This is a genomic window from Streptomyces sp. TLI_171 (assembly GCF_003610255.1).
Taxonomy (GTDB): domain Bacteria; phylum Actinomycetota; class Actinomycetes; order Streptomycetales; family Streptomycetaceae; genus Kitasatospora.
In genome coordinates this window covers 1142555-1165930 of the sequence record NZ_RAPS01000001.1, presented here as the reverse complement: position 1 = coordinate 1165930, position 23376 = coordinate 1142555, and the positions used below count along the sequence as shown (strand labels likewise).

The following is a 23376-nucleotide window of genomic DNA, read 5'->3' as shown; positions in this document are numbered from 1 at the left end:
ATGACCACCACCGTTCTGCCCCCGCTGCGCGAGCCCGGCCCCGGCCTGGTCGTCCTCGACCCCGTCCGCGCCGCGCTGCTCACCGAACTCGACGCCCTGTTCACCGGCCTCGCCGACCAGCTGCACGCCCCCGCCGTGGTCGGCCCGCCGCTGCTGCCCGCCGAAGGGCTCGCCAAGCTCGACTACTTCCGCAACTTCCCGCACCTCGGCGTCGCCGCCGCCCGCTACCTGGGCGACACCCTGGACGCCCTCGCCGCCGGCGAGCCCACCGCCGAGCAGCCCGTCCACCCCACCGGCTACCTGCTGCCCTCCGCCACCTGCTACGGCCTGCTGCTCTCGCTCGCCGACACCGAGGTCGGCGCCGGACAGCGCCTCACCGCCGTCGGCCGCTGCTTCCGCAACGAGGACCATTACGACGGGCTGCGCCGCCTCTGGGGCTTCCACATGCGCGAAGTCCTGTACCTGGGAACCGCCGAGGGCGTCCGCGACCACCTGGCCCGCTCCAAGGAGTTCATCCTCGACCTGGCCGCCCGCCTCGGCGTCGCCCTCGACTACCGGCCCGCCAACGACCCGTTCTACGACCGGACCGGCTCGCGCGCCAAGCTGATGGCCCTCGACCCGGTCAAGTACGAGTTCCTCGCCGTCGACGGCACCGCCATCGCCTCCGTCAACCGGCACCGCAATTTCTTCGGCGACCGCCTCGGCATCACCTCCGACGGCGCCGCCGCGCACAGCGGCTGCACCGCGTTCGGCGTCGAGCGGTGGGTGCACGCGAGCATCCTCGCCCACGGCAGCGCCGACGCCGCCCTGCAGCGGGTCCGCGAGGTCCGCGATGGCCGCGGCTGACCCGGCGGCGGCCGCCGTCCGCGGGGCCGCCGCGCTCGGCACCGAACTCCCGGTGGTCCAGGCCGGGATGGGCGGCATCGCCGGACCGGCGCTGGCCGCCGCCGTCAGCGAGGCCGGTGCGCTCGGCACCGTCGCCCTCTACAAGAGCGACCGGGAACTCGCTGCCGCGCTGGTCGAGCAGACCGCTGCCCGCACCACCCGCGGCTTCGGCGTCAACGTCATCCCCGAGGTCGCCGACCGGCTGCTCGACCAGCAGCTCGCCGCCGTCCTCGACCGGGCCGATCGCCGACTGACCGTCAACAGCTACGGCCTGCCCCCGCGTTCCTTCGCAGCCGCCGTCCTCGCCGCCGGGCACCGGCTGCTGGTGCAGACCGGCAGCCACGCCGACGCCCGGGCCGCCGCCGAACTCGGTGCGCACGCCGTCGCCGTGCAGGGCGTCGAGGCCGGCGGCCACCACCTCGGCGAGCAGCCGCTCGCCGACCTGCTAACCGGCCACGGCCTGGACGTGCCCGTCCTCGCCTCCGGGGCCGTCGCCACCGGCGCCGACCTGCTGCGGGTCCTCACCGCCGGGGCGAGCGGCGCGATCTGCGGGACGCTGTTCGTGGCCGCCGCCGAGTCCGCCGCCCACCCCGACTACAAGTGCGACCTCGCTGCCGCCGGGCCCGGGGACACCGTCGTCACCGACCGCTTCGCCATCGGCTGGCCCGGCCGGTCCCACCGCGTCCTGCGCAGCGCCGTCACCGACGCACCGGCGCCGCTGCCGTCCGCGATGATCGCCTGGACGACCGTGATGGGCGCCCGGCGGCCCGTCCCGCGCGGCTCCGCCGCCGCGCCCACCGCCGAAGCCGAAGGCCGGGTCGGCGAGATGGCCCGCTACGCCGGACTCGGCTGCGCCGCCGTCACCGCCGTCGAACCCGCCGCCACCCTGCTCGGCCGGCTGCGCGAGCAGTACGCGCGGGCCCTCGCCGGCCGATGACCGGACCCGCCCTGCGGGGCGCCCTGCACCGCCTCCTGGGCGAGGCCCCCGAAGCCCCCGACCCGGGCCTGCGCCTGGGCATCGACCTGGTGCACGTGCCGCGCGCCGCCGAACTCGCCCGCCGGCACGGCGAACGCTGGCTCGCCGACCAGTTCACCGCCCGCGAACGCGCCCAGCTCGCCGCCGTCCGCGGCACCCCCGACGCCACCCTGGCCGGGCGGCTCGCCGCGAAGGAGGCGTTCCTCAAACTGCTCGCCCCGGCGGGCGGGTTGGTGCTCCTCCGGGACGTCGAGGTGCTGCGCGGCGAAGGCGGCGCGCCGGTCGTCCACCCGCACGGCACCGCGCTGCGCCGGCTGCGCGCCGCCGGCATCGACCGGTGGACGCTCAGCATCACCCACGAGGGCGAGTGGGCCATCGCCCTCGCCGGGGCCCTCGCCCGCCCCGTCGCTCCGCGACCGGGTCCCCCCTCCCTCCCACCACCACACCGAGGAGTCAGAGCCATGCAGCAGATCGCCGACTGGATCCAGGGCAAGAACCCGAAGCTCGGCCGCGCCGTCGAACCCGCCGAGGACCTCATCGAGGGGCGGCTGATCGACTCGCTCGACTTCCTGGAGTTCATCTACCTGCTGGAGGGCGTCTCCGGCCGCCCGATCGACCTGGCCGAGGTCACCGTCGACGACTTCCGGACCCTGGACCGGATCCAGGAGCGCTTCCTCGACCCCGCCGCCCGGGGCGCCGCGTGACCGGCGCCGTCCGGTTCGGCAGCTGCGACGCCGAGGCGCACTGGCGCCCCGCCGACCTGGCCACCCTGCCCGCGCTGCGCAACCCGCAAGGCGAACGCCTGATGCGGGACATGGACCAGCTGCAGGCGGTGCTCTGCCGGCCCGGCGACGTGCTGCTGACGCACCGTCGGCCGCCGGTCGCGTTCACCGAGACGATGCGCGCCGCCGGCTTCGGCGACCGGCACCTGGCCGTCCCCGGCGACCCGGCCGGGACGGTCGAGCAGCGGCTCGCCGCCCACCCCGTCCCCGGCCTGGCCGGGGCGGCCGGCGTACCGTACGCCGCGCTGCCGGGCACCGCCGCCGCCCTCGCCCGGCAGGGCCTGGGCGGCGAGCTGCCCGCACAGCACGCCGTCCGCCTGGTCAACTCCAAGACCTGGACCACCGGCCTCGGCCACCCCGGCTCCGGCACCGTGGTCACCGGCCTCGCCGCCCTGCGGGCCGCCGCCACCGGACCGTGCGTGGTCAAGGACCCCTACGGGGTGTCCGGGCAGGGCAACCTGGTGGTCGAGACCCCGAGCGACTGGCGTTCCTGGAACGGCACCTGGAGCGGGAGATCGAGCGGCGCGCGGCGCGGATCGAACTGATCGTCCAGCCGCTGCACACCCGCGCCGAGGACTTCGCCGCGCACTTCACCATCGACCAGGCCGGGCAGCCGCACTGGCTCGGCATCCGGCAGGTGCTCAACGACGGCCACGCGTACCGGGGTTCGGACCGGCCCGACGCCGCTCTGCTGGAGCGGCTGGACCGGGCGGGCTACCGCGAGTGCGCGGAGTCCGTCGCCCGGGCCGCCGCCGAAGCGGGCTACCGGGGACCGCTCTCGGTGGACTCGATGACCACCGCCGACGGCGGCCTGGTTCCGGTACTGGAGGTCAACGCCCGGCTCTCGCCCGGCATGATCGCCCAACACCTCGACGCCCGAGTCGAACTGAGGATCGTCCCGGTCGACGGCGAGGACTGGTTCGACCGCCTTGTTAACGCCCTCGACGGGGCCCGGCTGCTCGCCACCGACGGCCGCCCCGGCATCCTCCCGCTCGCCGCCGGCACGCTCGCGGCACCCCGCGGCTGGCTGTTCCTCGCCGTCCTCGGCGGCGCCGACCCCGCCCAGCTCACCCCCGTACTGGACCAGCTCACCCCAGGAGACCGCCGGCCGTGACCGACACCGGGTACGACGCCAAGACCGCCGCCGACTACCGGGCGGCCCGCGAGGTCCCGCAGGAGGGCCTGACCGCCTGGCGGGAGGCGATCGCCGAACACGCCGCGCTCCGGCCCGGCGCGCGCCTCCTGGACGTCGGCGCGGGCACCGGCGCCTTCGCCACCGCCTTCCGCGACTGGTACGGCGCGCACGTGGTCGCCATTGAACCGGCAGCCGCCATGCGGGAGTTGATCCCCGCCGGGGACGGCATCACGGTGCTCGACGGGCGGGCCGAACGGCTGCCCGTCGCCGACGCGGGCGCGGACGCCGCCTGGCTCGGCTCGGTGATCCACCACATCACCGATCTCCCGGCCGCCGCACGGGAGTTGCGGCGCGCCCTGCGGCCCGGCGGGCCCGTGCTGATCCGGAACGCCTTCCCGGGGCGGTGCGAGCGCGACCTGCGGGTGCGGTTCTTCCCCGAGACCGCCGCCGGCATCGCCGACTACCCGAGCGTGGAGGTCGTCACCGCCGCCTTCGCCGAGGCCGGCTTCCAGCGGCACGCCCTGCTCTCCCTGCCGCACCAATCCGCCCCGACCCTCGCCGAGTTCGCCGCCCGGCTGCGCCGGGACGCCGACACCAAACTGCGCGCCCTCCCCGACGAGGCCTGGCAGGCGGGCCTCGACCGCCTGAACCGCGCGGCCGCCGAGCACCCCGAGGAACCGGCCGTCAGCTGGATGGACCTCCTGGTACTCCGCCCCGCGGCGGTGTGAGAGGGTCGAACTCCGTTGCCCCGCACCAGAGCAGGAGGTCCGCCATGTCGGACGAGATCGTGCTGCGCCCCGTCGTCGCGGAGGATCTCGACCTGTTCGAGCGCGAGTTCGGCGGGCCGGAGGGCGTCGGCCCGTACCAGTGGTTCGGCTACCGCTCGCCGGGCGGGCTGCGGCGGAAGTTCACCGAGAACGGCCTGCTCGGACCGGACGGCGGGGTGCTCGCGGTCGCGGAGGCGGGTCGGACGGTGGGCCGGGTCGAGTGGTTCCCGGGCAGCTGGGGCCGGCCCGACACCTCCTCCTGCTGGACGCTGGCGATCGGGCTGCTGCCGGACGTGCACGGCCGGGGCATCGGCACCCGGGCCCAGCGGCTGCTGGCGGAGTACCTGTTCGACCACACCAGGGCCGAGCGGCTGCAGGCGTGGACGGACTGCGCCAACCTGGGCGAGCAGCGGGCGCTGGAGAAGGCGGGCTTCGTGCGGGAGGGCGTGCTGCGCTCCGCCCAGTGGCGCGGCGGCCGGTGGCACGACCAGGTGATCTTCTCGATGCTCCGCGCCGACCTGGCGTGACGGGGCCCGCCCGCGGCCGGCGCGCAGTGCGTCCGGCCGCGGGCGGGCGGGTGGTGACGGCGGGTCAGCCGTTGGCGAGCGCCTGGACGCGGTCGAACGCGCCGTTGAAGTAGTTCTGGTCGCCAGGCAGGGTGCCGGAGTCGGCGTACTGCCAGATGGTCTGGTAGGACCAGCCGTTGGGCAGCGTGCCGACGGAGGAGGCGTAGCGGGCGACCCAGAGCGGGTTGGTGGCCCCGAAGGAGCCGTTGTTGCCGGTGCAGGTGGTCCACCAGTCGGTGGTGGTGTAGATCACCGGGTAGCGGCCGGTCTTGGTGTGCACGGTGTTGGAGAAGTCCCGGATCCAGCTGACCATGCCGGCCTGGCTGAGGCCGTAGCAGGTCGCGCCGTACGGGTTGTACTCGATGTCCAGCGCGGGCGGCAGGGTCTTGCCGTCCTTGGACCAGCCGCCGCCGTGGGCGACGAAGTACGCGGCCTGGGTGGCGCCGCTGGAGTTGTTCGGCAGCGCGAAGTGGTAGGCGCCGCGGATCATGCCGACGTTGTAGGACCCGTTGTACTGCTGGGCGAAGTACGGGTTGGTGTAGGTGGTGCCCTCGGTGGCCTTGACGTAGGCGAACCGGCCACCGTTGGCGTACGCGGTGCTCCAGGCGACGTTGCCCTGCCAGCCGGAGACGTCCATGCCCTTGGTCTGGGTGACGGCCAGTGCTGCGAAGGTGCTCGCGGTGGCGGATGTGTCGCGGCCCTCGTGCTTGGCCACGGTGGAGCCCGCGTAGTCGAGTTCGGGGTGGAAGCCGACCGGCTCGGTGGGCTTGGCGGCGTTCGCCGGGACGGCGGCCGCGAGGCTGCCGACCACCAGGGCGACGGTGGCCGCCGCGGTGGCGGTGTGGCGGAGCAGACGGGTGGTGCCGGAAGCGCGCATGACGACTCCTCGGTCCGGGTGCCGCGGCCGCGTCGGCCGCATGCGGAGAAGATATAGTCATGGCCCCGTCAGTCAACAGAGTGTTGAAACCACACATCGAATGAAGGTATGTAGAGCGAACAGACATAGATGTGACAAACGAACACCCGTGGTTCCGACGGATGTTGACGAACCGCCAGAAAACGAGATCGTCTGGCGCGGCCGGTCCGCCCGGAGGTAGCGTGTCAACGCGCGTCCCACTGGTGGGATGCACCACTGGAAACGGGGAAGAATTGGCGGACGGACGCCTGCTCGCGGTCAGCGACCTCCATCTCGGCATCGCCGAGAACCAGTCCGTCCTCGACGATCTCCGACCCACCGGCCCCGACGACTGGCTGATCGTCGCGGGCGACGTCGCCGAACAGGTCCGGGTGGTCGAGGCGACCCTGCGCTTCCTGGCCGGCCGTTTCGCCAAGGTGATCTGGACGCCCGGCAACCACGAACTCTGGACCACCCCGCGCGACCCCGTCACGCTGCCCGGCCCCGCCCGCTACCGGGAACTGGTGGAGCGCTGCCGCGCCCTCGGCGTGGTCACCCCCGAGGACCCGTTCCCCGTCTGGCAGGGCCCCGGCGGCCCGTGCGCGATCGCCCCGGTGTTCACCCTGTACGACTACAGCTTCCGGGTCCCCGAGGCGACGGACAAGCAGCAGTCGCTGGCCCGCGCCCGCGAGGCCGGGGTGGTCTGCACCGACGAGTACCGGCTCGACCCGGCCCCCTACGCGGGCGTCGAGGACTGGTGCCGGGAGCGCGTCGAGGCCACCGAGAAGACCCTCGCCGCGCACGACCCGGACCTGCCGCTGGTCCTGGTCGGCCACTGGCCGCTGGACCGCCGCCCCACCGACATCCTGCGCTACCCCGACTTCGCGCAGTGGTGCGGCACCGAGCTCACCGCCGACTGGCACCGCCGCTTCAACGTCGCCGCCGTCGTCTACGGCCACCTGCACATCCCGCGCACCACCTGGTACGAGGACGTCCGCTTCGAGGAGGTGTCGCTCGGCTACCCCCGCGAGTGGCGCCACCGCGGCCACCCCCGCGGGCTGCTCCGCCAGATCCTGCCCTACCCCGCCCCGCCCGAGCAGCCGGTCCCCGCCCCGCCACCCGCGCCGTGAGCGGCCGCTGACGGTCCCGCCGGCCAGGGTCGCGGGGACGGCGGCGCCACGGAGGGGCGCGGACAGTGGGCAGGGTCGAGTCGACGGCGGACCAGGTACTCGGCCGGCGGCGGCCACCGGCTCGGCGGTTCCGGCGGTGCGGGCGGCGGGGCGGGGAGAGCGCGGCCGGCCCCCGGCCCGGGGCCGACCGCGCTGGTCGGGGGAGTGTTCGGCGCGGCCCGGCGGCGCCGGGCGCTGTGGCACGATGGCGGTTCCCGCACCTGCCGCGACCTGCCCCGAGGAGAGCGCCGATGACCGCCGCCGAGCCGACGTCCGCCGAGCAGACCACCACCGAGCTGCACTTCCGGCCCGCCGTCGCGGCGGACGTGCCGGCCCTGGTCGCGCTGGTGCAGTCGGCGTACCGGGGCGAGGCGAGCCGGGTGGGCTGGACCACCGAGGCGCACCTGCTGGAGGGGCAGCGCACCGACGAGGCGGCCGTGGCCGAACTGCTCGGCCGGGCCGACTCGGTGGTGCTGATCGCCGAGCGGGTCGGCGCCCTGGTGGCCTGCTGCCACCTGGAGCGCCGGTCCGCGGCCGCGTACTTCGGGATGTTCTCGGTGTCACCCGCCGCCCAGGGCGGCGGCCTGGGGCGGCGGGTGCTGGCCCGGGCCGAGGAGTGGGCCCGGGCCGAGTGGGGCGCGACCGAGATGGAGATGACGGTCATCGAGCAGCGCGCCGACCTGATCGCCTGGTACGAGCGGCGGGGCTTCGCCCGTACCGGCGTCTTCGAGCCCTTCCCCTACGGGGACGAGCGCTTCGGCAAGCCGCTCCGCCCCGACCTGCGCTTCGAGAAGCTGGTCAAGTCGCTGGCCTGAGACCTGAGTCACCAGGCGGACGGGGCCGGCGGCGGGACCACCGGCGGGCGGTCGTCGCAGGTGATGGTGTTGGGCAGCTCCCAGGGGGCCAGCCAGTCGCCGGTGGTGCCGCCGCCGGAGTTGCCGCCCAGGTCGGTGACCGAGAACTCGGAGCCGGCCGGGGTGAAGTGGAAGGTGCCGCAGTTGTTGATGCCGACCGCGCCGACGTTGCGGGCCTGCACGTTCTCGAAGGTCGCGCTGCCGGCCACCCGGGCGCTGAGCACCGAGGTGCCGGTGCCGTCGACCTTCACGTCCTTGAAGGCCAGCCTGGACAGCTTGTACTGGTCCTTCACGCCCCACTCGGCGACCGCCATGATCGCGTTGTAGGTGGAGTCCAGGTAGTGGTCGCCGGTCACCCGGACGTCGGCGTCGATGTCCCGGTCCAGCACCTCGAACCAGATCGCGCCCAGGCCGATGTTCCAGTTCAGCTCGTAGGTGCCGGCCCGCACCGTGGTGTTGTCCGTGAAGTGCAGGAACCCGGTGAACGGCTCCGCCCCGAACCGGGAGCCCGCGTGCAGGCCGGACCCCTCCCGCACCGGGTCGGCGACCAGGTTGTTCGAGACGGTGGTGTCGGTGCCGCCGTACACCGCGATGCCGTTGGCCAGCGTCGGCGACTGCACCGTGTTGTGGTCGACGACCACCCGGGCGTCCGCGGTCTTCTCCGACCAGAGCGCGATCGCGTCGTCGCCGGTGTTTCGGACGAAGTTGCCGCGGATCGTCGAGTCGCTCACGCCGGTGTGGAAGTTGATGCCGTCGGCGATCTGGTCGGCGATCTGGTTGTCGGCGATCGTCAGGTTCTTCATCGGCCCGTCCAGCCAGATGCCGACCTTGGTGTGGTGGATGTACAGGCGCTCGATCGAGGAGTCGCTGAACGCGCCGCCGACGCCGTTCACCTGGTCGGTGTCGATCCGCTCGCGGACGTCGCCCTCGATCGCGAACCCGGACAGGTGCACGTTGTGGCTGCCGCCCTGCGCCGCGTCCTTGCCGTAGAGGCCGACGCCCGTGTGCACGCTGCCGTCCGGGGCCGGGGTGGCGAGCGTCTGCTGGGCGCCCTTCAGCACGGTGTACCAGCTGCCCGCGCCGACCACCGTCACGTTGTCGACCACCAGGTGCCGGTTGACCTGGAACACGCCCGGGGGCAGGTACACCGGCAGGCGCAGCACCTTCGCCAGCGCGATCGCCCGGTCGATGGCGTCCGCCGAGTCGCGCCGCCCCGACGGGTCGGCGCCCAGCGCCACCGCGTTGACCGCCCGCAGCTCCACGTGCGGGGCCGCGACCAGCTGGGAGTCCAGCAGGTCGATCGCCGCCCACTGCGCCGTCGACCCGGCCGGCAGGGTCAGCCGGACCTTGTCGCCGGCCTTGTAGGTGCGGCCCAGCATCAGCCGCTGCTCGTCGTACACGTGGCCCGGCCGGAACGGCGTGGAGATGCTCGGCGCGGGGGTGGTCGCGGCGGGCACGCAGCCGCACTCGGTGATCCACCAGTCCGGGTGCAGCAGGCCCGCGTTGGGGTCGTTGGTGAACGGGTACTGGTTGTACAGCCAGGAGAACTGACTGGTCATCGGCAGCGACTGCCGGTTCCTGCCGTTGACGGTGACGTCCAGCGGCGCGGTGGTGCCGCCGCCGTTCGGCGCGTCGGGGAGGCTGTAGCGGACGGTGATCGCGTTGGCCGCCTCGGGCAGGGTGAACTCCACGTACTGACCGGGCGTCAGCTTCACCGCGCTGCGCCCCGAGGCCTCCGCGGCCAGGGTGTACGCGGTGCGGTCGGCGGCGATCACGCTGCCGGAGGTGGCGGCGCGCTCGGCCTCCTGCTCCCGGAAGTCCACCGGCGCGCCGCGGCCCGCGGTCAGCGCCGGGTCGATCCCGGCCCGGGTCACCGCCGGGTTGGCGGCGGGCGCGGGCGCGGCCTGCGCCGCCGGGGAGCAGAGCGCCACCCCGAGGCCCAGCACGGAGGCGACCACCACCGACCCGGCCCGGGCCGAACGGGACAGCACCGAACGGGCGGCGGACGGGGACGGCACGGGGGTCCCGCCGGCCGGAGGCTCGGGGAGGGACGGGGGCACGACGGCAGAAGTCATCGGGGCTCGGCTCTCTGAAGGCGTGGCGAAGGGGGTGGGCCCGGGACGCTCACGGGCGGCGCGACACGGAGAAGGTGAGCCGACAGTAGGGGTCCGCGCGGCGTCCCCACAAGGGAGCTGCGCGGATATTTCTTTGCGATGTCAGATTTTTGCAGGGCGGGGGTCGATCATTGCGACCGGCGCTCGGCGGATCAGATGTCCGCGGGCAGTTCCGCCGCCGTGCCCTTCCCGGCCTGCTGCGCCGCCCACTCCACGTACCGGCCGGACTCCCGGGTCAACCCCATCAGGAACCACAGCACCAGCGCCGTGTCGTCGCCCCAGCCGAGCACCGGGAGGAAGTCCGGCACCGCGTCGATCGGGCTGATCAGGTACACCCCCACCGCGAACGCCAGCGCCAGCAGCTTGGCCGGCCCCACCCCCGGGTAACGCCCCGTCAGCGCGTCCCGCAGCAGGCGCGGCAGCGCCCACACCCGTGCGAGCAGACCCGGCGCCCCCGGCCGCCTGGTCTCCCGGTACAGCCCCCACGCCGACCGGCCCACCGCCAGACCGTCCACCCCACGCACCCGCGTCGACGCCCTCGACGCCTTCTTCCTGCTGCTCACGCGGTCCTCCCGGCCCAAGCTTCCGACTGCCTCAACGGTACGGGAACGCGCCGTCACCACCAGGGCCCGTGCCGGACCGGGACCCAGCCGTGACGGATCCGGGTCGAACGCGTGAGCGGGCCCGGTACCGCGACACGCGGCCGGTCGGCGGTCAGGGCGTGCGTGGCGGGGGCGGGCGTCCGATGCTGGCGGCATGACGAGCAACAGCACAGCCGGCAGCACCGTCGATCGGGCTGCCGAGGAGCCACTGGTGGAGATCGCGGAGTTCCGGACCGACAGCCGCTACCGGCTGGTCCACTTCAAGGGGGCGGGGTGGAAGCCGCTCGCGCCCGAGGAGTTCGAGCCCGAGCTGAAGCACCACTTCCCCGACCTGGACCCGCGCGACCCCGTCCGGGTGCACTGGGACGACCGGCCCTGGGAGTGGCCGGCCTGGCACGCCGGCGAGGCCTGACCCGCCGCACCCGGACCGAGCACGCCGAAACCCGCCCACCGGGCGGGTTTCGGCACGTCGTGGCGGGCTCGCGGGCTCAGCGGGTCTTGGCGAGCAGGTCCAGGACCTCCGCAGTGGTGCCGGTCTCGCCGAGCCGCGGGAAGATCCGCTGCACGCTGTTGGCGTGCGCCTGCGCGTCCAGGTCGGACATCGCGTCCACCGCCAGCGTCACGTGGTAGCCGTGCTCGTGCGCGGCGCGGGCCGTCGACTCCACGCCGATGCTGGTCGCGATGCCCGCCAGCACGATCTGCGTCACGCCCCGGCGACGCAGCTGCACGTCCAGGTCGGTGCCGTGGAAGGCGCCCCAGTTGTGCTTGGTCACCAGCAGGTCGGACGGGCGGCGCAGCTCCTCGGACAGCTGGTCCCAGCCCTCCGGCCGGGCCGCGCCGCCGCCGCGCGGCTGCTCGGTGCGGCCGGGCGGCAGGTCGCCGAAGTCGGGCGCGAAGGAGACCCGGACCAGCACCACCGGCAGCTCGGCGGCGCGGAACGCCTCCGCCAGCGAGACCGTGCGGTCCAGCACCTCGCGGGCCGGGTACGGGCTGCACGGTGCGGCGAGGATGCCCTGCTGGAGGTCGATGACGACCAGGGCGGTGATCGGGTCGAGCGCGGTGACGGACACGACGGGCCTTTCGTCGGGGGCGGCGGCAGCCCGGCCGGCCGGACTGTCCAGTTCCACTGCGCAGGTTACCTGTACAAATTCCGGCGGCGAAGACCGGGCTCCCGGGAGCCGCGACCCCCGGGACACGGCCGGGCCCCGGCGGTCGCGGCCCGCAGGGGCGGCGGCACCGGGGCCCGGTGGGGCTGCGGCTCAGGCGGGCAGCTGCGCCTCGATCGCGGCGACCAGCTCCGCGGACTCCGGCTCGGTGCGCGGACGGAACCGGCCGACCACCTCGCCGTCCGCCGACACCAGGAACTTCTCGAAGTTCCACTGCACGTCGCCGGCCTCACCGGTGGCGTCCGCGACCTCGGTCAGCCGGGCGTACAGCGGGTGCCGCTCGTCCCCGTTGACGTCGATCTTCTCGAACAGCGGGAAGGACACCCCGTACGTGGTCGAGCAGAACTCCTGGATCTCCTCGGCCGAGCCCGGCTCCTGGCCCATGAACTGGTTGCACGGGAAGCCGAGCACGGTGAACCCGCGCTCCCCGTACGTCTTCTGCAGGTTCTCCAGGCCCGTGTACTGCGGGGTCAGACCGCACTTCGACGCCACGTTCACCAGCAGCAGCGCCTTCCCGCGGTACTCCGCGAGCGAGGACGGCTCGCCCGCCAGCGTGCGGATCGGAAGTTCGAACAGCGACTCCATGCCCAACCTGCCTTCTCAGTGACGGCAGCCCCGCGCCGACGCCCGGGACCCCCGGAGGGAACACCAACACCCCCGAACCTACTCCCACCCGCGGAGCGGATGTTACGGAGCGCAATTGACAGGGCGTCAATCACGAAACAGGCCCCACTACATCATGCATCCCCCGCGCGCCTTGTGACGTGACCCACACTGGGCCGACTCCGCCGAGGCGGAGGCCCGACCCGCCCGTCCGCCCGTCCAGGGAGCTGCCCGTGTCCGCCGTCGAACAGCCCACCGCGGTCGAAGGACCGCCCACCGTCCAACGCCTGAAGGCCGGCTCCGTCGGCCTGGTCGGGGTGATCTTCATGGCGCTCGCCACCGCCGCGCCGATCACCGCCATGACCGGCAACCTGCCGGTGATCATCGGAGGCGGCAACGGCGTGCACGCACCGGCCGGGTTCCTGTTCGTCATGCTGGTGCTGATCGTCTTCACCGTCGGTTACGTGGCGATGGCCCGCCACATCACCACCGCCGGTGCGTTCTACGGGTTCGTCTCGCACGGCCTGGGCCGGGTCGTCGGCATGGCCTCCGGTCTGCTCGCGGTGCTGGCGTACGTGGTGTTCGAGGCGTCGATCGTCGGCATCTTCGCCTACTTCGCGCAGCAGGCCGTCGACGCGCAGCTCGGCCTGGACCTGCCCTGGCAGGTGTACGCGCTGCTGATGCTGGCCGTCACCGCGCTGCTGTCGTACTTCGACCTGGAGGTCGCCTCCAAGGTGCTGGGCGTCTTCCTGGTCGGCGAGGTGCTGATGCTGGGGCTGCTGGCCGGCTCGGTGCTGGTGCACGGCGGCGGCCCGGACGGCCTGCACCTGTCCTCGCTGAACCCGACGGGCGCGTTCGCCGGGGTGAACGCCGGGGTCGGCCTGTTCTTCTGCTTCTGGTCCTGGATCGGGTTCGAGTCGACCGCCATGTACGGCGAGGAGTCCCGCAACCCGAAGCGGATCATCCCGCGCGCCACCCTGCTGGCCGTCGTGGTGCTGGGCGTGCTGTACACCTTCGTCGCCTGGATGGTGCTGTCCGGCAACGGCGCCGGCAAGGCGCTGGAGATCGTCGGCGGGTCCAGCCCGCTCGACCTGTTCCTCGCCCCCGCCCGGCAGTACCTCGGCGGCTGGGCCGTCACCGCGTTCCAGTGGCTGATGGTCACCAGCGCCTTCGCCTGCGGCATGGCCTTCCACCAGTGCGCCTCCCGCTACCTGTACGCGATCGGCCGCGAGGGCTTCCTGCACCCGGCGCTCGGCCGCACCCACCCCCGGCACGGCTCCCCGTACGTCGCCTCCTTCACCCAGACCGGGATCGCGCTGGCCGTGGTCGGCGGCTTCTGGGCGGCCGGCCAGGACCCGTACGTCAGCCTCTACACACTCACCGCGATCCTCGGCACGCTGGCCCTGCTGGTGGTGCAGACCCTCTGCTCGTTCTCGGTGATCGCCTACTTCCGCCGCCACCACCCCGAGTCCCGGCACTGGTTCCGGACCTTCACCGCGCCGCTGCTCGGCGGGCTCGGCATGCTCGCCGCGATCGTGCTGCTGGTGGTCAACCTGGACACCGCCGCCGGCGCCGCCTCCAAGATCTTCTTCTTCAAGCTGATCCCGTGGATCGTCGCCGCGGTCTTCCTCGGCGGCCTCGCCCTCGCCCTCTACATGCGCGCCAGGCACCCGCAGAAGTACGAGCTGATGGGCCGGCTGGTGGTCGAGAACGCGCAGGAGCGCACCGACGACGAACCCGTGCCCGCCCGGGCCTGACCCCCGCCACCGAACAGAAAGGCTTCCCCCACATGGCACGCACCCCCTACGCCGGCCGGTTCAAGCAGCTGATGGCCGACCAGTCCGTGGCCGACCGCCTGCGGATGCCGGTCGCCGAGTACCAGGGCCTGCGCGACGAGGCCCGGGCCGAGCCGGACGGCGTCTCCCGGCGCGCCCTGCTCGGCCGGGCCGCCGCCCTCGGCATCGGCCTGACCGCGGTGGCCGGGGTCGCCGGGCGAGTTCCCCGGGCCCGCGCCGCCACCGCCACCAAGCCGATCGGCGGCGCTCCCCGGATCGCGATCATCGGCGCCGGCATCTCCGGCCTGAACGCCGCCCTCACCCTCGCCGACAAGGGCGTCGCCGCCACCGTCTACGAGGCCAACCCGACCCGGATCGGCGGCCGGATGTACTCCGGCGGCAGCCCCGCCGGTCCCGGCCTGTGGAACCAGGGCCAGGTCTCCGAATGGGGCGGCGAGCTGGTCGACACCGGCCACCACGCGATCAAGGACCTCTGCCGGCGCTTCGGCCTCGGCCTGACCGACGTCGCGGCCGACCTCCCCAACGGAGCCGAGGGGATCTACCACTTCAACGGGCACTACTACCCGAAGACCCAGGTCGACAACGACTTCAAGCAGATCTGGCAGGCGGTCAAGGACGACATCCAGGCGGGCGGCTCCGCCCCCACCTGGAACAGCCACAACGCCGCCTCGGTCGCCCTCGACACCATGTCGATCCGCGACTGGATCGACTCCCGCGTGCCGGGCGGGTTCTCCAGCGACCTCGGCGCGCTGCTCGACTGCGCCTACGCCGTCGAGTACGGAGCCGACACCACCGCGCAGTCCGCCTACGCGATGCTGGTGATGATCTCCTGGCAGTCCAGCCCCGGGAACTTCTCCATCTGGGGCGGCTCCGACGAGCGCTGGCACATCACCGGCGGCAACGACCAGGTCCCGCACGCCATGGCGGACGCCCTGCCGGCCGGCACCGTCCAACTCGGCCGCACCCTGCGGGCGGTGGTGAGGAACGCCGACGGAAGTCAGACCCTCACCTTCGCGCTGGACGGCGGCGGCACCCAGACCGTGGTCGCCGACCACACCGTCCTGGCCGTCCCGCTGCCGATCCTCCAGGACCACGTCGACCTGTCGCGGGCCGGGCTCGACCCGATGATGAAGGGCGTCCTCGCCCACATGCGGATGGGCGCCTGCACCAAGCTCAACATGCAGTTCACCAACCGGAGTTCCTGGTCCGGCAGCGGCGTGTGGGACGGCGTCTCGAACGGCGAGTGCTTCGCCGACCTGCCGTACCAGCAGGCCTGGGACGTCACCCGCGGCCAGGCCGGCAGCAACGGCATCCTGGTCCAGTACGGCGGCGGCAGCCCGGCCCGCGGCCTGACCCCGCCGAGCGCGTTCACCAACGCCTCCACCTCGTACACCCGCAACCTGGTCGACAACTACCTCAGCCAGATCGACACCGTCTGGCCCGGCACCAAGGCCGCCTGGAACGGCCGGGCCACGCTCTCCGCCTGGCACCTCAACCCGTACTCGTACGGCGCCTACTCGTACTGGCCGACCGGCTACCTCACCAGCTACGCCGGCTACGAGGGCACCGCCCAGGGCAATCTGCACTTCGCCGGCGAGCACACCTCGTACGACTTCCAGGGCTACATGAACGGCGGGGCCGTCGAGGGCGCCCGGGCCGCCGCGGAGGTCCTCGCAGCGATCGGAGCATGACGGACCGTCATCACCGTGCGCGACGCGCCCGGGTGTCCGCCGGACGGCGGACGGTCCCGGGCGCGTCCGCGGGCACGTGCTGCGATGGGCGCGACCACGACCTCGCCACCGGCGTCCGGCCCGACATGACCGAACCCGGCCGGGACACCGACGAGTGGCTGGCTCGGCGATGCATGCGGGTGAACGGTGCCGACTTCGCCGTCGTTGGCGCGGCGTTCGGTCGTTCCGCCCGACGAGGCGAGACAGTAGACGGGATCTTCGGTCGGACCAACCCAGGGCCGTACCGATATCGGAAGCCGGGCGTGTATCGCCGCCCGACCGCCCACTCGTCCGCGAGGAAACGCATCGATGACCGACACCGGCACGTCCTACCGTGATCTCCGCGCCCTGGTGATCAACTGCACGCTCAAGCGGTCTCCGGAGCGCAGCCACACCCAGGGGCTGATCGACATCAGCACCGGGATCATGGAGCGCCAGGGCGTCGAGGTCGACGTGCTGCGAGCGGTGGACATCGACATCGCGACCGGCGTGTGGCCGGACATGACCGAGCACGGGTGGGAGACCGACGAGTGGCCGGTCATCTACTCGAAGGTGATGGCCGCAGACATCCTCACGCTAGCGGGACCTGTGTGGCTGGGAGACAACTCCTCGATCATGAAGAAGGTCGTCGAGCGGTTGTACGCCTGCTCGTCGATCCTCAACGACCGCGGCCAGTACGCCTATTACGGCCGGGTCGGCGGCTGCCTGATCACCGGCAACGAGGACGGTGCGAAGCACTGCGCGATGAACGTGCTCTACAGCCTCCAGCATCTCGGCTACGTCATCCCGCCCCAGGCCGACGCCGGCTGGGTCGGCGAGGCCGGCCCCGGCCCGTCCTACCTCGACCCCGGTTCCGGTGGCCCGGAGAACGACTTCACCAACCGCAACACCACCTTCATGACCTGGAACCAGCTCCACCTTGCCCGCATGCTCAAGGACGCCGGCGGCATCCCGGCGCACGGCAACCAGCGCTCCGAGTGGGACGCCGGCTGCCGCTTCGACTTCGAGAACCCCGAACACCGCTGACGCCAGCCGGGGGTCGAGGGTTCGCAGGTTCAAATCCTGTCGTCCCGCCGTCGAGGGTGGAAAGGGATCCACAGGGCGATCCGGTTCAGTCGTTGTCGGCCGAACCGGACCGCCCCACGGTGCTCGCGCGCTCCGGAACAGTGGGCTGTGGGCTGTGGGCTGTGGGCGGTGCGGTCAGCGGTCGGCCCAGATGGAGTTCAGCTTCTGGGCGCTGAAGGCGTCCAGGGACGCGGTGCCGCCGGTGGCGTAGGCGGAGACGCCGTTGTTGGCGGGGTTGGGGAAGATCTGGTCGGTCATGACGACCCGGCCGTCGCCGGCGTACACCTCGACGGAGGAGGTGTCGACGACGACGCGCAGTCGCAGCTTGCCGTCGGCGTCGAGGCTGAGCGGTGCGCGGTGCACGGCGGCGAAGTTCCCGCCGAAGGAGGAGTCGCCCGAGCGTGTCCGGTCGATGTACAGCTCCTGGGCGGTGGTGTCGTAGCCGATGCGGGTCTCCTGGCCGCCTCCGGTGTGGACCTTGAGGCCGAACTCGTTCGCGGTGCCGGCCCGCAGAGCGGCCGTGATGTCGAGCAGGGTGCCCTGGGTGCTCAGGGGCACGTCGGCACCGGCCGCGATGACCGTCGTGGGCGCGGTGCCGACCGTCCCCGTCCGCAGCTGCTCCAGTTCCTTGACCGGCACCTGTACGAGTTGCGGGGTGCCGTTCACCGTCTTCAGCGAGAGCTCCCTGGGGAGGGAGTCCGCGCTGCGCCAGGGGGAGGTGGGGATGTTCCCGCCGTACTGCCAGTTGTTCATCCAGCCGATGACGACGCGGCGGCCGGTGGGCTCGTCGTTGAAGGAGGTGGCGGCGTAGAAGTCGGCGCCGTAGTCCATCCAGTGGGCGTTCGAAGCCTGGTTCTGGGCGGGGGTGTCGGTGAGGGTGAACTGGTCGGCGTTGATGTGGCCCCAGCCGCCGGTGTTGTTGTCGACGATCTGGATCTGGGCCTGCTTGCCGGCCAGGGTGCGCAGGTCCCACTGGACGGGGTCGAGTGCTTCGTTGTCCTTGCCGGTGGTGGTCCTGACCACCGCGCCGTCGACCACCAGGTTGACGGTGGTGGGGTTGGGCTGGGAGTTGGGGTGGTTGCCACCGCCGACCAGGAAGTTCAGGTACGGCTTGTCGACCGTGAAGGCGGGGGAGGTGAGGGTGCCGGTGGTGGCGTCGCCCTGGAGGAAGGAGTTGACGAGTCCCTTTCCGAGGTAGCCGCTGACGTTCTGCTGGCCAGGCAGGGTGCCCTGGGCGGGGCCGGTGCCGAAGGCGGCGCCCGTGGCCGTCCAGGACCCGTAGGTGCTCCCCTCGAAGTCGGCGAGGACCGTTCCCGTGGGCGGTGCGGAGGTGGCGGGTCCGTCGGGGGTGAAGGTCGTGCCGTCGAAGTCGCCGACGAAGTACTGGGCGGCGGAGGTGTTCTGGGGACCGCCGGGGTTGATGTTGACGACCAGGACCCACTTGGTGCGCGACGGGTCGCCGTCCACCGGGAGCCGGAAGAGGTCGGGGCACTCCCACAGGCCGCCGGTGGCGCCGGCCGGACCGAAGTCGCTGAGCTTGGTCCAGCTCTTCAGGTTCGGGGAGGAGTAGAAGCTCACCTTGTGGTCGGCGGACAGGGCGACCGTCATGAGCCAGCTGTTGGTCCGGGCGTTCCAGAACACCTTGGGGTCGCGGAAGTTCTGGGACCCGATGGTGAGGACGGGGCTTCCGGCGTACTTGGTCCAGGTGGTGCCGCCGTCGGTGGAGTAGGCCAGCGATTGGGCCTGCACGCCGTCGGACTTGCGGTAGCTGGTGTAGATCGCGACCAGCGGGGGGTTGCTGCTGGTGCCGAAGCCGGTGGTGTTGTTCTTGTCGAGGACGACTCCGCCGGAGAAGACCATCTCGTCGGCGTCCTGCGGGAGGGCGATCGGCTGCTCGGTCCAGTGCACCAGGTCGGGGCTGGTCGCGTGTCCCCAGGACATGTTGCCCCAGGTGTTTCCCGAGGGGTTGTACTGGAAGAAGAGGTGGTACGTGCCCTTGTACCAGATCGGGCCGTTGGGGTCGTTCATCCAGTTCTGGGCGGGCGAGAAGTGCAGCTGGGGCCGGTAGGTCTCGGTGTACGCGGTCTGCGCGTCGGCGGAGGGCGCGAGGAGCGCCATGCCGAGGACGGCGGCGGCGGAGAGGGCGAGCAGGCGCTTGGAGCGGTGGTGCGTGACGGTTCGGTCGCGCATGTGGGTCTCCTCGGGTCCGGACCCCCGGGGCGGGTGGGGTGCCCGTGCGGGTGGGTCCTCGGGAGCGGCGTGCCGCAGTGGGGGTGGTGCGGTGGGGCAGGCCGCGGGGTGGGGGATGGCGCGGAGTGCACTCGGCGGAGGCCGGAACGGATACGGCCGGTCCCGGTCTCCGGATCGGACGGGACGTACCCCGGGCCGGGCCCGTGCGGCGACGGGGCCGGGTGGACCGTGCGGGGGCGGGCACCCTCGAGCCCGCCCCCGCACGGGGCTCTTACTCGCTCCGGTAGGAGCCGAGGTGCCAGAGCTTGAGGCTGTCGAGGCGGGCGGACCCGCCTTCGGCGAACAGCTGGACGCCCTGGCTGCTGGGGTCGGGGAAGACCTGGTCGGTGATCACCGCTTCGCCCTCGCCGCCGAACACCTCGACGGAGGACCAGTCGACGACCACCCGGATGTGGATCTTGCCGTCCTTCCCGGGCTCGAGCGGGGCGGTCTGGATGCCGGGGAAGTTGGGGTCGAAGTCGACGGCGCCGGACTTGGTGCGGTCGACGTAGAGCCGCTGGTCGGCGGTGTCGTAGCCGATGACGGTCTCCTGGCCGGCGCCGGTGCGCACCTTGAGGCCGAACTTCTTCGCGTCGGCAGGGGAGAAGACGGCGTCGATGTCGAGGGCCTTGCCGTTCCCGCGGGAGGGCAGGGCGGTGGTGCCGGGGCGGACGGTGACGCGGTTCAGGGCGACGGCCGGTCCCTGGCGCAGCGTGTTCAGCGACCGGACCGGCTGCTGGGTGAGCTGGAGGCGGCCGTCGACGGTGCGCAGCTGCAGGTTGCGGGGCAGGCTCTGGGCGCTGCGCCAGGGGGTGGTGGGGGTGTTGCCGGCGTACTGCCAGTCGCTCATCCAGCCGATCATGGTGCGCCGGCCGCCGGGTGCGTCGTTGTAGGTGACGGCGGCGTAGAAGTCCTTGCCGAAGTCGACCCAGTGGGCGCGCTGGAGGGTGGAGAGGGCGGGCTTGTCGGCGGTGGTGAACCGGTCGGCCATGATGTGGCCCCAGCCGCCGGTGTTGAGGTCGGCGATCTGGACCTGGGCCTGCTTGCCCTTGTAGGGGCGCAGGTCGAAGGAGGCCCAGTCCAGGGTTTCGCTGTCGGAGCCGGTGGCGCTCTGCACGACCTGGCCGTCGACGACCAGGTTGACGGCGGTCTCGCTCGACCGGGGCTTGGCCTGGGTGTCGGACAGGACGATCTGGTCGACGTTGAGGTGGCCCCAGCCGCCGGTGTTCTGGTCGACGATCTTGACCTGGGCGGTCTTGCCCTGGAGGTCGGACAGGTCCCAGGAGGCCCAGTCGAGGTGCTCGTTGTTGCTGCCGGTGGCGCTGCGGACGGTCTTGCCGTCGACGACGAGTTCGATGGTCGTGGGGGAGTCGGAGTTGGCGGGGTGGGTGCCGCCGCCGATCAGGAAGTCGAGGTACTTCTTGTCGACGGTGAACGCGGGGGAGGTGAGGGTGCCGGTGGTGGCGTCGCCCTGGAGGAAGCTGTTGGCCAGTCCGTGGCCGGTGTAGCCGGAGACGTCCATCTGACCGGGGAGGGTGCCCTGGGCGGGGCCGGTGCCGAAGGCGGTGCCGGTGGCGGTCCAGTCGCCGTAGGTGTCGCCCTCGAAGTCGGCGAGGACGGTGCCGGTGGGGGTGGGCTGCGGGTCGGTGACGGCGTTCGGGTTGTGGGGGTGGTTGCCGCCGCCGACCTTGAAGTTGAGGTAGTCGCTGGTGGCGGTGAACGCGGGGGAGGTGAGGGTGCCGGTGGTGCTGTCGCCGTCGTGGAAGCTGTTGGCGTGGCCGGTGCCCTCGATGCCGGTGATCGCGGACTGGCCGGGCAGGGGGCCGGTGGCCGGTGCGGTGCCGAAGGCCGTTCCGGTGGTGGTCCAGGTGCCGTAGTCGGCCTGTTCGAAGTCCTGCAGGACGGTGCCGGCGGGCGGGGTGTAGGAGCCGTTGTCGTCGGGGGTGAAGGTGGTGCCGTCGAAGTCGCCGACGAAGTACTGGGCGCCGGAGCCGCCGGCGATGCCGCCGGGGTTGATGTTGACGACCATGACCCACTTGACGTGCCCGGGGTCGCCGTCGACGGCGAGGGGGAAGAAGTCGGGGCACTCCCAGCCGCCGCCGGTGGCCCCGGCGGGGCCGAACTCGCTGAGCAGCTTCCAGGACCTGAGGTCCTTGGAGGTGTAGAACTCCACCTTGTGCTCGTCGGCCAGGGAGACGGTCATCAGCCAGCTGCGGGTCGGTGCGTACCACTGGACCTTCGGGTCGCGGAAGGCGTGGGAGCCGATGTCGAGCACCGGGTTGCCGGTGTACTTGGTCCAGGTGCGGCCGCGGTCGGTGGAGTAGGCCAGCGACTGGGCCTGCCGCCCGTCGTTGTAGGCGCTGGTGTACACCGCGACCATGGCGGGGTTGGCGCGGGTGCCGAGGCCGGAGGTGTTGTCGGTGTCGACGACGACGCTGCCGGAGAAGACCATCTCGTCCTCGCTGCGGGGGATGGCCAGCGGCAGCTCCTTCCAGTGGACGAGGTCGGTGCTGACGGCGTGGCCCCAGGACATGTCGCCCCAGGAGTTGCCGTTCGGGTTGTACTGGTAGAAGAGGTGGTACTCGCCCTGGTAGTGGACGAGCCCGTTGGGGTCGTTCATCCAGTTCTGCGCGGGGGTGTAGTGCACCTGGGGGCGGTACTGCTCCTGGAACTGCGCGGTGTCGGCCACGGCGGGGGAGCCGGCGGTCAGGCCGAGGCAGACGGCGGTGGCCAGGACGGCCAGCGAGGTGCGGCGGGTGGGTCGGGACGCGCGCATACGAGCTCCTTCACAGAGCTTGGGCGGGGTGGGTGGGGGACGCGCTCGCGACCCGTCGGGGTCGGGCGGTACGAGGGCATGGCTACGCCGGGGCGTGGCCGGGCCGGGGTACGGCGGCGCGACGACGGGCGCCGAGGGTGAGCGGTCGTTGGTGGTGCGGCGGGGCGGTGGTGCGGTCCGTGGTGGGGCGGAACTACTGCGCGGCGGGCGGGAGTTCGCCGGAACCGCGGGGGATGAGGCGGGTGGGGACGGTGACGGTGCGGGCCCGGGTGCGGTCGCCGTCGAGGCGGGCCAGGGCGATCTCGGCCGCGGCGGTGCCGATGGCGGTGGGGTCCTGGGCGACGGTGGTGATCGCGGGCTCCAGGACCTCCGCGAAGGGCAGGTCGTCGAAGGAGACCAGGGCGACGTCGCGCCGGCCGGCCCGGGTGGTGCCCAGGACGGTGCCCATGGCGGCGAAGTTGTTGGCGGCGAGGATCGCGGTGGGCGGCTGCGGGTCGCGCAGCACGCGCTGGACGGCTTCGGCGGCCTCGGCCTCGGTGTGGCCGTCGAGGACGAGCGAGCGGTCGTACGGGAGTTGGGCTGCGTCGAGGGCCTCGCGGTATCCGGCGAGGCGCTCGCGGCGGGTGTACAGAGCGGCGGGGCGGTCGCCGACGAAGGCGATCCGGCGGTGTCCGGCGGCAATCAGGTGGGCGGTGCCCTCGCGGGCGCCGTCCCGGTTGGAGCTGACCACGCTGTCGGCGGCCAGGCCGTTGCCGGGGCGGTCGAGGAAGACCACCGGCAGGCCGTTCGCCCGGGCGGTGCGCAGGTGGGCGTGGTCGGCGCCGACGGTGGGCACCACCATCAGGGCGCTGACCCGGCGGGCCAGGAAGGTGGAGATCAGGGCGCGTTCGCGGGCGGGGTCGTCGGCGCAGGAGCCCATCAGCAGGGTCAGTCCGCGTTCGCGCACCGCGCTCTCGATGCCGCCGGCGACGGAGCCGAAGAACGGGTTGCCCATGTCGGGGATGATCAGGCCGACGGTGCTGTCCGGGCCGCCGACGCGGATGTTGCGGGCCATCAGGTTGGGCTGGAAGCCGAGCTTCTCGACCGCCGCCATGACCTTCTCCCGGGTCTCCCGGGAGGTCGGCCCGTCGCCGTTGAGCACCCGGGAGACGGTCTTGGCGCTCACGCCGACCTCCTGGGCGACGTCGGCGAGCGTCGTGCGACGGGGCGAGGCCATGGACCACCGTTCCGGCTTCGTCGGGCCCGGGCCCCGCCGCGGCGGGCGGG

Annotated in this window: 20 protein-coding genes and 1 pseudogene; 13 read left to right on the top strand and 8 right to left on the bottom strand. The window is 72.8% G+C overall.

The annotated features are described in order from the left end of the window. From BX266_RS05320 to BX266_RS05290, 7 genes and pseudogenes are all read left to right on the top strand, one after another. A complete protein-coding gene (locus BX266_RS05320; RefSeq protein ID WP_099897760.1) occupies positions 1–846 on the top strand; it encodes a hypothetical protein in 846 nt (281 codons plus the stop codon). Beyond that, positions 833–1822 (top strand): nitronate monooxygenase family protein, encoded by a 990-nt coding sequence (locus BX266_RS05315; RefSeq protein WP_099897759.1) that lies wholly within the window; start codon positions 833–835, stop codon positions 1820–1822. The genes BX266_RS05320 and BX266_RS05315 overlap by 14 nt, the downstream gene beginning before the upstream one ends. Further along, positions 1819–2229, top strand: a pseudogene (locus BX266_RS39720) (holo-ACP synthase); the annotation flags it as partial. The gene BX266_RS05315 and the pseudogene BX266_RS39720, both read left to right, overlap by 4 nt. A gap of 93 nt (positions 2230–2322) precedes the next feature. After that, positions 2323–2565: an acyl carrier protein gene (locus tag BX266_RS39715; protein WP_259465051.1), complete on the top strand. Its 243-nt coding sequence runs from the start codon at positions 2323–2325 to the stop codon at positions 2563–2565. 493 nt (positions 2566–3058) lie between these two features. Next, positions 3059–3757, top strand: a complete 699-nt coding sequence (locus BX266_RS05300) for a hypothetical protein (RefSeq protein ID WP_147437090.1) — start codon at positions 3059–3061, stop codon at positions 3755–3757. After that, complete coding sequence (locus BX266_RS05295; protein WP_099897756.1) at positions 3754–4506, top strand: class I SAM-dependent methyltransferase; 753 nt, start codon at positions 3754–3756, stop codon at positions 4504–4506. Before BX266_RS05300 ends, BX266_RS05295 begins: the two co-directional genes overlap by 4 nt. A gap of 44 nt (positions 4507–4550) precedes the next feature. After that, a complete protein-coding gene (locus tag BX266_RS05290) occupies positions 4551–5072 on the top strand; it encodes a GNAT family N-acetyltransferase (RefSeq protein WP_099897755.1) in 522 nt (173 codons plus the stop codon). A gap of 64 nt (positions 5073–5136) precedes the next feature. Here BX266_RS05290 and BX266_RS05285 read toward each other — a convergent pair whose 3' ends face one another. Then, the gene (locus BX266_RS05285; protein WP_180290389.1) at positions 5137–5988 is read right to left on the bottom strand and encodes a lysozyme; all 852 of its coding nucleotides are present in this window, start codon (positions 5986–5988) and stop codon (positions 5137–5139) included. A 272-nt stretch (positions 5989–6260) separates the two neighbouring features. On the opposite strand from BX266_RS05285, the gene BX266_RS05280 reads away from it, so the two are divergent. Beyond that, entirely contained in the window at positions 6261–7136 is an 876-nt protein-coding gene (locus BX266_RS05280; protein ID WP_259464554.1) for a metallophosphoesterase, read from the top strand. A gap of 290 nt (positions 7137–7426) precedes the next feature. Beyond that, a complete protein-coding gene (locus BX266_RS05275) occupies positions 7427–7990 on the top strand; it encodes a GNAT family N-acetyltransferase (protein ID WP_099897752.1) in 564 nt (187 codons plus the stop codon). A gap of 8 nt (positions 7991–7998) precedes the next feature. Here the strand turns inward: BX266_RS05275 and BX266_RS05270 are convergent, their stop codons facing one another. Further along, complete coding sequence (locus tag BX266_RS05270; protein WP_099897751.1) at positions 7999–10104, bottom strand: glycosyl hydrolase family 28-related protein; 2106 nt, start codon at positions 10102–10104, stop codon at positions 7999–8001. A gap of 191 nt (positions 10105–10295) precedes the next feature. After that, on the bottom strand, positions 10296–10706 hold the full coding sequence (locus BX266_RS05265; protein WP_218969230.1) for a YkvA family protein: 411 nt from the start codon (positions 10704–10706) through the stop codon (positions 10296–10298). 193 nt (positions 10707–10899) lie between these two features. On the opposite strand from BX266_RS05265, the gene BX266_RS05260 reads away from it, so the two are divergent. Next, entirely contained in the window at positions 10900–11157 is a 258-nt protein-coding gene (locus BX266_RS05260) for a hypothetical protein (RefSeq protein WP_259464553.1), read from the top strand. 76 nt (positions 11158–11233) lie between these two features. Here BX266_RS05260 and BX266_RS05255 read toward each other — a convergent pair whose 3' ends face one another. Together BX266_RS05255 and BX266_RS05250 are read right to left on the bottom strand one after the other, a co-directional pair. Further along, a complete protein-coding gene (locus BX266_RS05255; protein ID WP_099907428.1) occupies positions 11234–11815 on the bottom strand; it encodes an isochorismatase family protein in 582 nt (193 codons plus the stop codon). Between the two features lie 189 nt (positions 11816–12004). Next, the gene (locus BX266_RS05250) at positions 12005–12496 is read right to left on the bottom strand and encodes a glutathione peroxidase (protein WP_099897749.1); all 492 of its coding nucleotides are present in this window, start codon (positions 12494–12496) and stop codon (positions 12005–12007) included. Between the two features lie 344 nt (positions 12497–12840). On the opposite strand from BX266_RS05250, the gene BX266_RS05245 reads away from it, so the two are divergent. The 3 genes from BX266_RS05245 (at position 12841) to BX266_RS05235 (ending at position 17066) form a co-directional block, all read left to right on the top strand. Next, a complete protein-coding gene (locus BX266_RS05245) occupies positions 12841–14271 on the top strand; it encodes an APC family permease (protein ID WP_099907426.1) in 1431 nt (476 codons plus the stop codon). A gap of 32 nt (positions 14272–14303) precedes the next feature. After that, positions 14304–16001, top strand: coding sequence for an NAD(P)/FAD-dependent oxidoreductase (locus tag BX266_RS05240; RefSeq protein WP_099897748.1), 1698 nt, complete (start codon positions 14304–14306; stop codon positions 15999–16001). A gap of 348 nt (positions 16002–16349) precedes the next feature. Further along, on the top strand, positions 16350–17066 hold the full coding sequence (locus BX266_RS05235; protein ID WP_099897747.1) for a flavodoxin family protein: 717 nt from the start codon (positions 16350–16352) through the stop codon (positions 17064–17066). Positions 17067–17240: 174 nt separating this feature from the next. Here the strand turns inward: BX266_RS05235 and BX266_RS05230 are convergent, their stop codons facing one another. The 3 genes from BX266_RS05230 to BX266_RS05220 all read right to left on the bottom strand — a co-directional run bounded on the left by BX266_RS05230 (position 17241) and on the right by BX266_RS05220 (position 23326). Beyond that, entirely contained in the window at positions 17241–19295 is a 2055-nt protein-coding gene (locus BX266_RS05230) for a glycoside hydrolase family 32 protein (RefSeq protein ID WP_099897746.1), read from the bottom strand. A 271-nt stretch (positions 19296–19566) separates the two neighbouring features. Beyond that, on the bottom strand, positions 19567–22110 hold the full coding sequence (locus BX266_RS05225; protein ID WP_099897745.1) for a GH32 C-terminal domain-containing protein: 2544 nt from the start codon (positions 22108–22110) through the stop codon (positions 19567–19569). Positions 22111–22303: 193 nt separating this feature from the next. Beyond that, positions 22304–23326 (bottom strand): LacI family DNA-binding transcriptional regulator, encoded by a 1023-nt coding sequence (locus tag BX266_RS05220; RefSeq protein ID WP_099897744.1) that lies wholly within the window; start codon positions 23324–23326, stop codon positions 22304–22306. Positions 23327–23376: the final 50 nt, after the last annotated feature.

Coding starts and splice junctions, on each gene's coding strand:
- BX266_RS05320 (WP_099897760.1), top strand. CDS start 1: ATGACCACCACCGTTCTGCCCCCGCTGCGCGAGCCCGGCCCCGGCCTG.
- BX266_RS05315 (WP_099897759.1), top strand. CDS start 833: ATGGCCGCGGCTGACCCGGCGGCGGCCGCCGTCCGCGGGGCCGCCGCG.
- BX266_RS39715 (WP_259465051.1), top strand. CDS start 2,323: ATGCAGCAGATCGCCGACTGGATCCAGGGCAAGAACCCGAAGCTCGGC.
- BX266_RS05290 (WP_099897755.1), top strand. CDS start 4,551: ATGTCGGACGAGATCGTGCTGCGCCCCGTCGTCGCGGAGGATCTCGAC.
- BX266_RS05285 (WP_180290389.1), bottom strand. CDS start 5,988: ATGCGCGCTTCCGGCACCACCCGTCTGCTCCGCCACACCGCCACCGCG.
- BX266_RS05275 (WP_099897752.1), top strand. CDS start 7,427: ATGACCGCCGCCGAGCCGACGTCCGCCGAGCAGACCACCACCGAGCTG.
- BX266_RS05270 (WP_099897751.1), bottom strand. CDS start 10,104: ATGACTTCTGCCGTCGTGCCCCCGTCCCTCCCCGAGCCTCCGGCCGGC.
- BX266_RS05260 (WP_259464553.1), top strand. CDS start 10,900: ATGACGAGCAACAGCACAGCCGGCAGCACCGTCGATCGGGCTGCCGAG.
- BX266_RS05250 (WP_099897749.1), bottom strand. CDS start 12,496: ATGGAGTCGCTGTTCGAACTTCCGATCCGCACGCTGGCGGGCGAGCCG.
- BX266_RS05245 (WP_099907426.1), top strand. CDS start 12,841: ATGGCGCTCGCCACCGCCGCGCCGATCACCGCCATGACCGGCAACCTG.
- BX266_RS05240 (WP_099897748.1), top strand. CDS start 14,304: ATGGCACGCACCCCCTACGCCGGCCGGTTCAAGCAGCTGATGGCCGAC.
- BX266_RS05235 (WP_099897747.1), top strand. CDS start 16,350: ATGACCGACACCGGCACGTCCTACCGTGATCTCCGCGCCCTGGTGATC.
- BX266_RS05230 (WP_099897746.1), bottom strand. CDS start 19,295: ATGCGCGACCGAACCGTCACGCACCACCGCTCCAAGCGCCTGCTCGCC.
- BX266_RS05225 (WP_099897745.1), bottom strand. CDS start 22,110: ATGCGCGCGTCCCGACCCACCCGCCGCACCTCGCTGGCCGTCCTGGCC.
- BX266_RS05220 (WP_099897744.1), bottom strand. CDS start 23,326: ATGGCCTCGCCCCGTCGCACGACGCTCGCCGACGTCGCCCAGGAGGTC.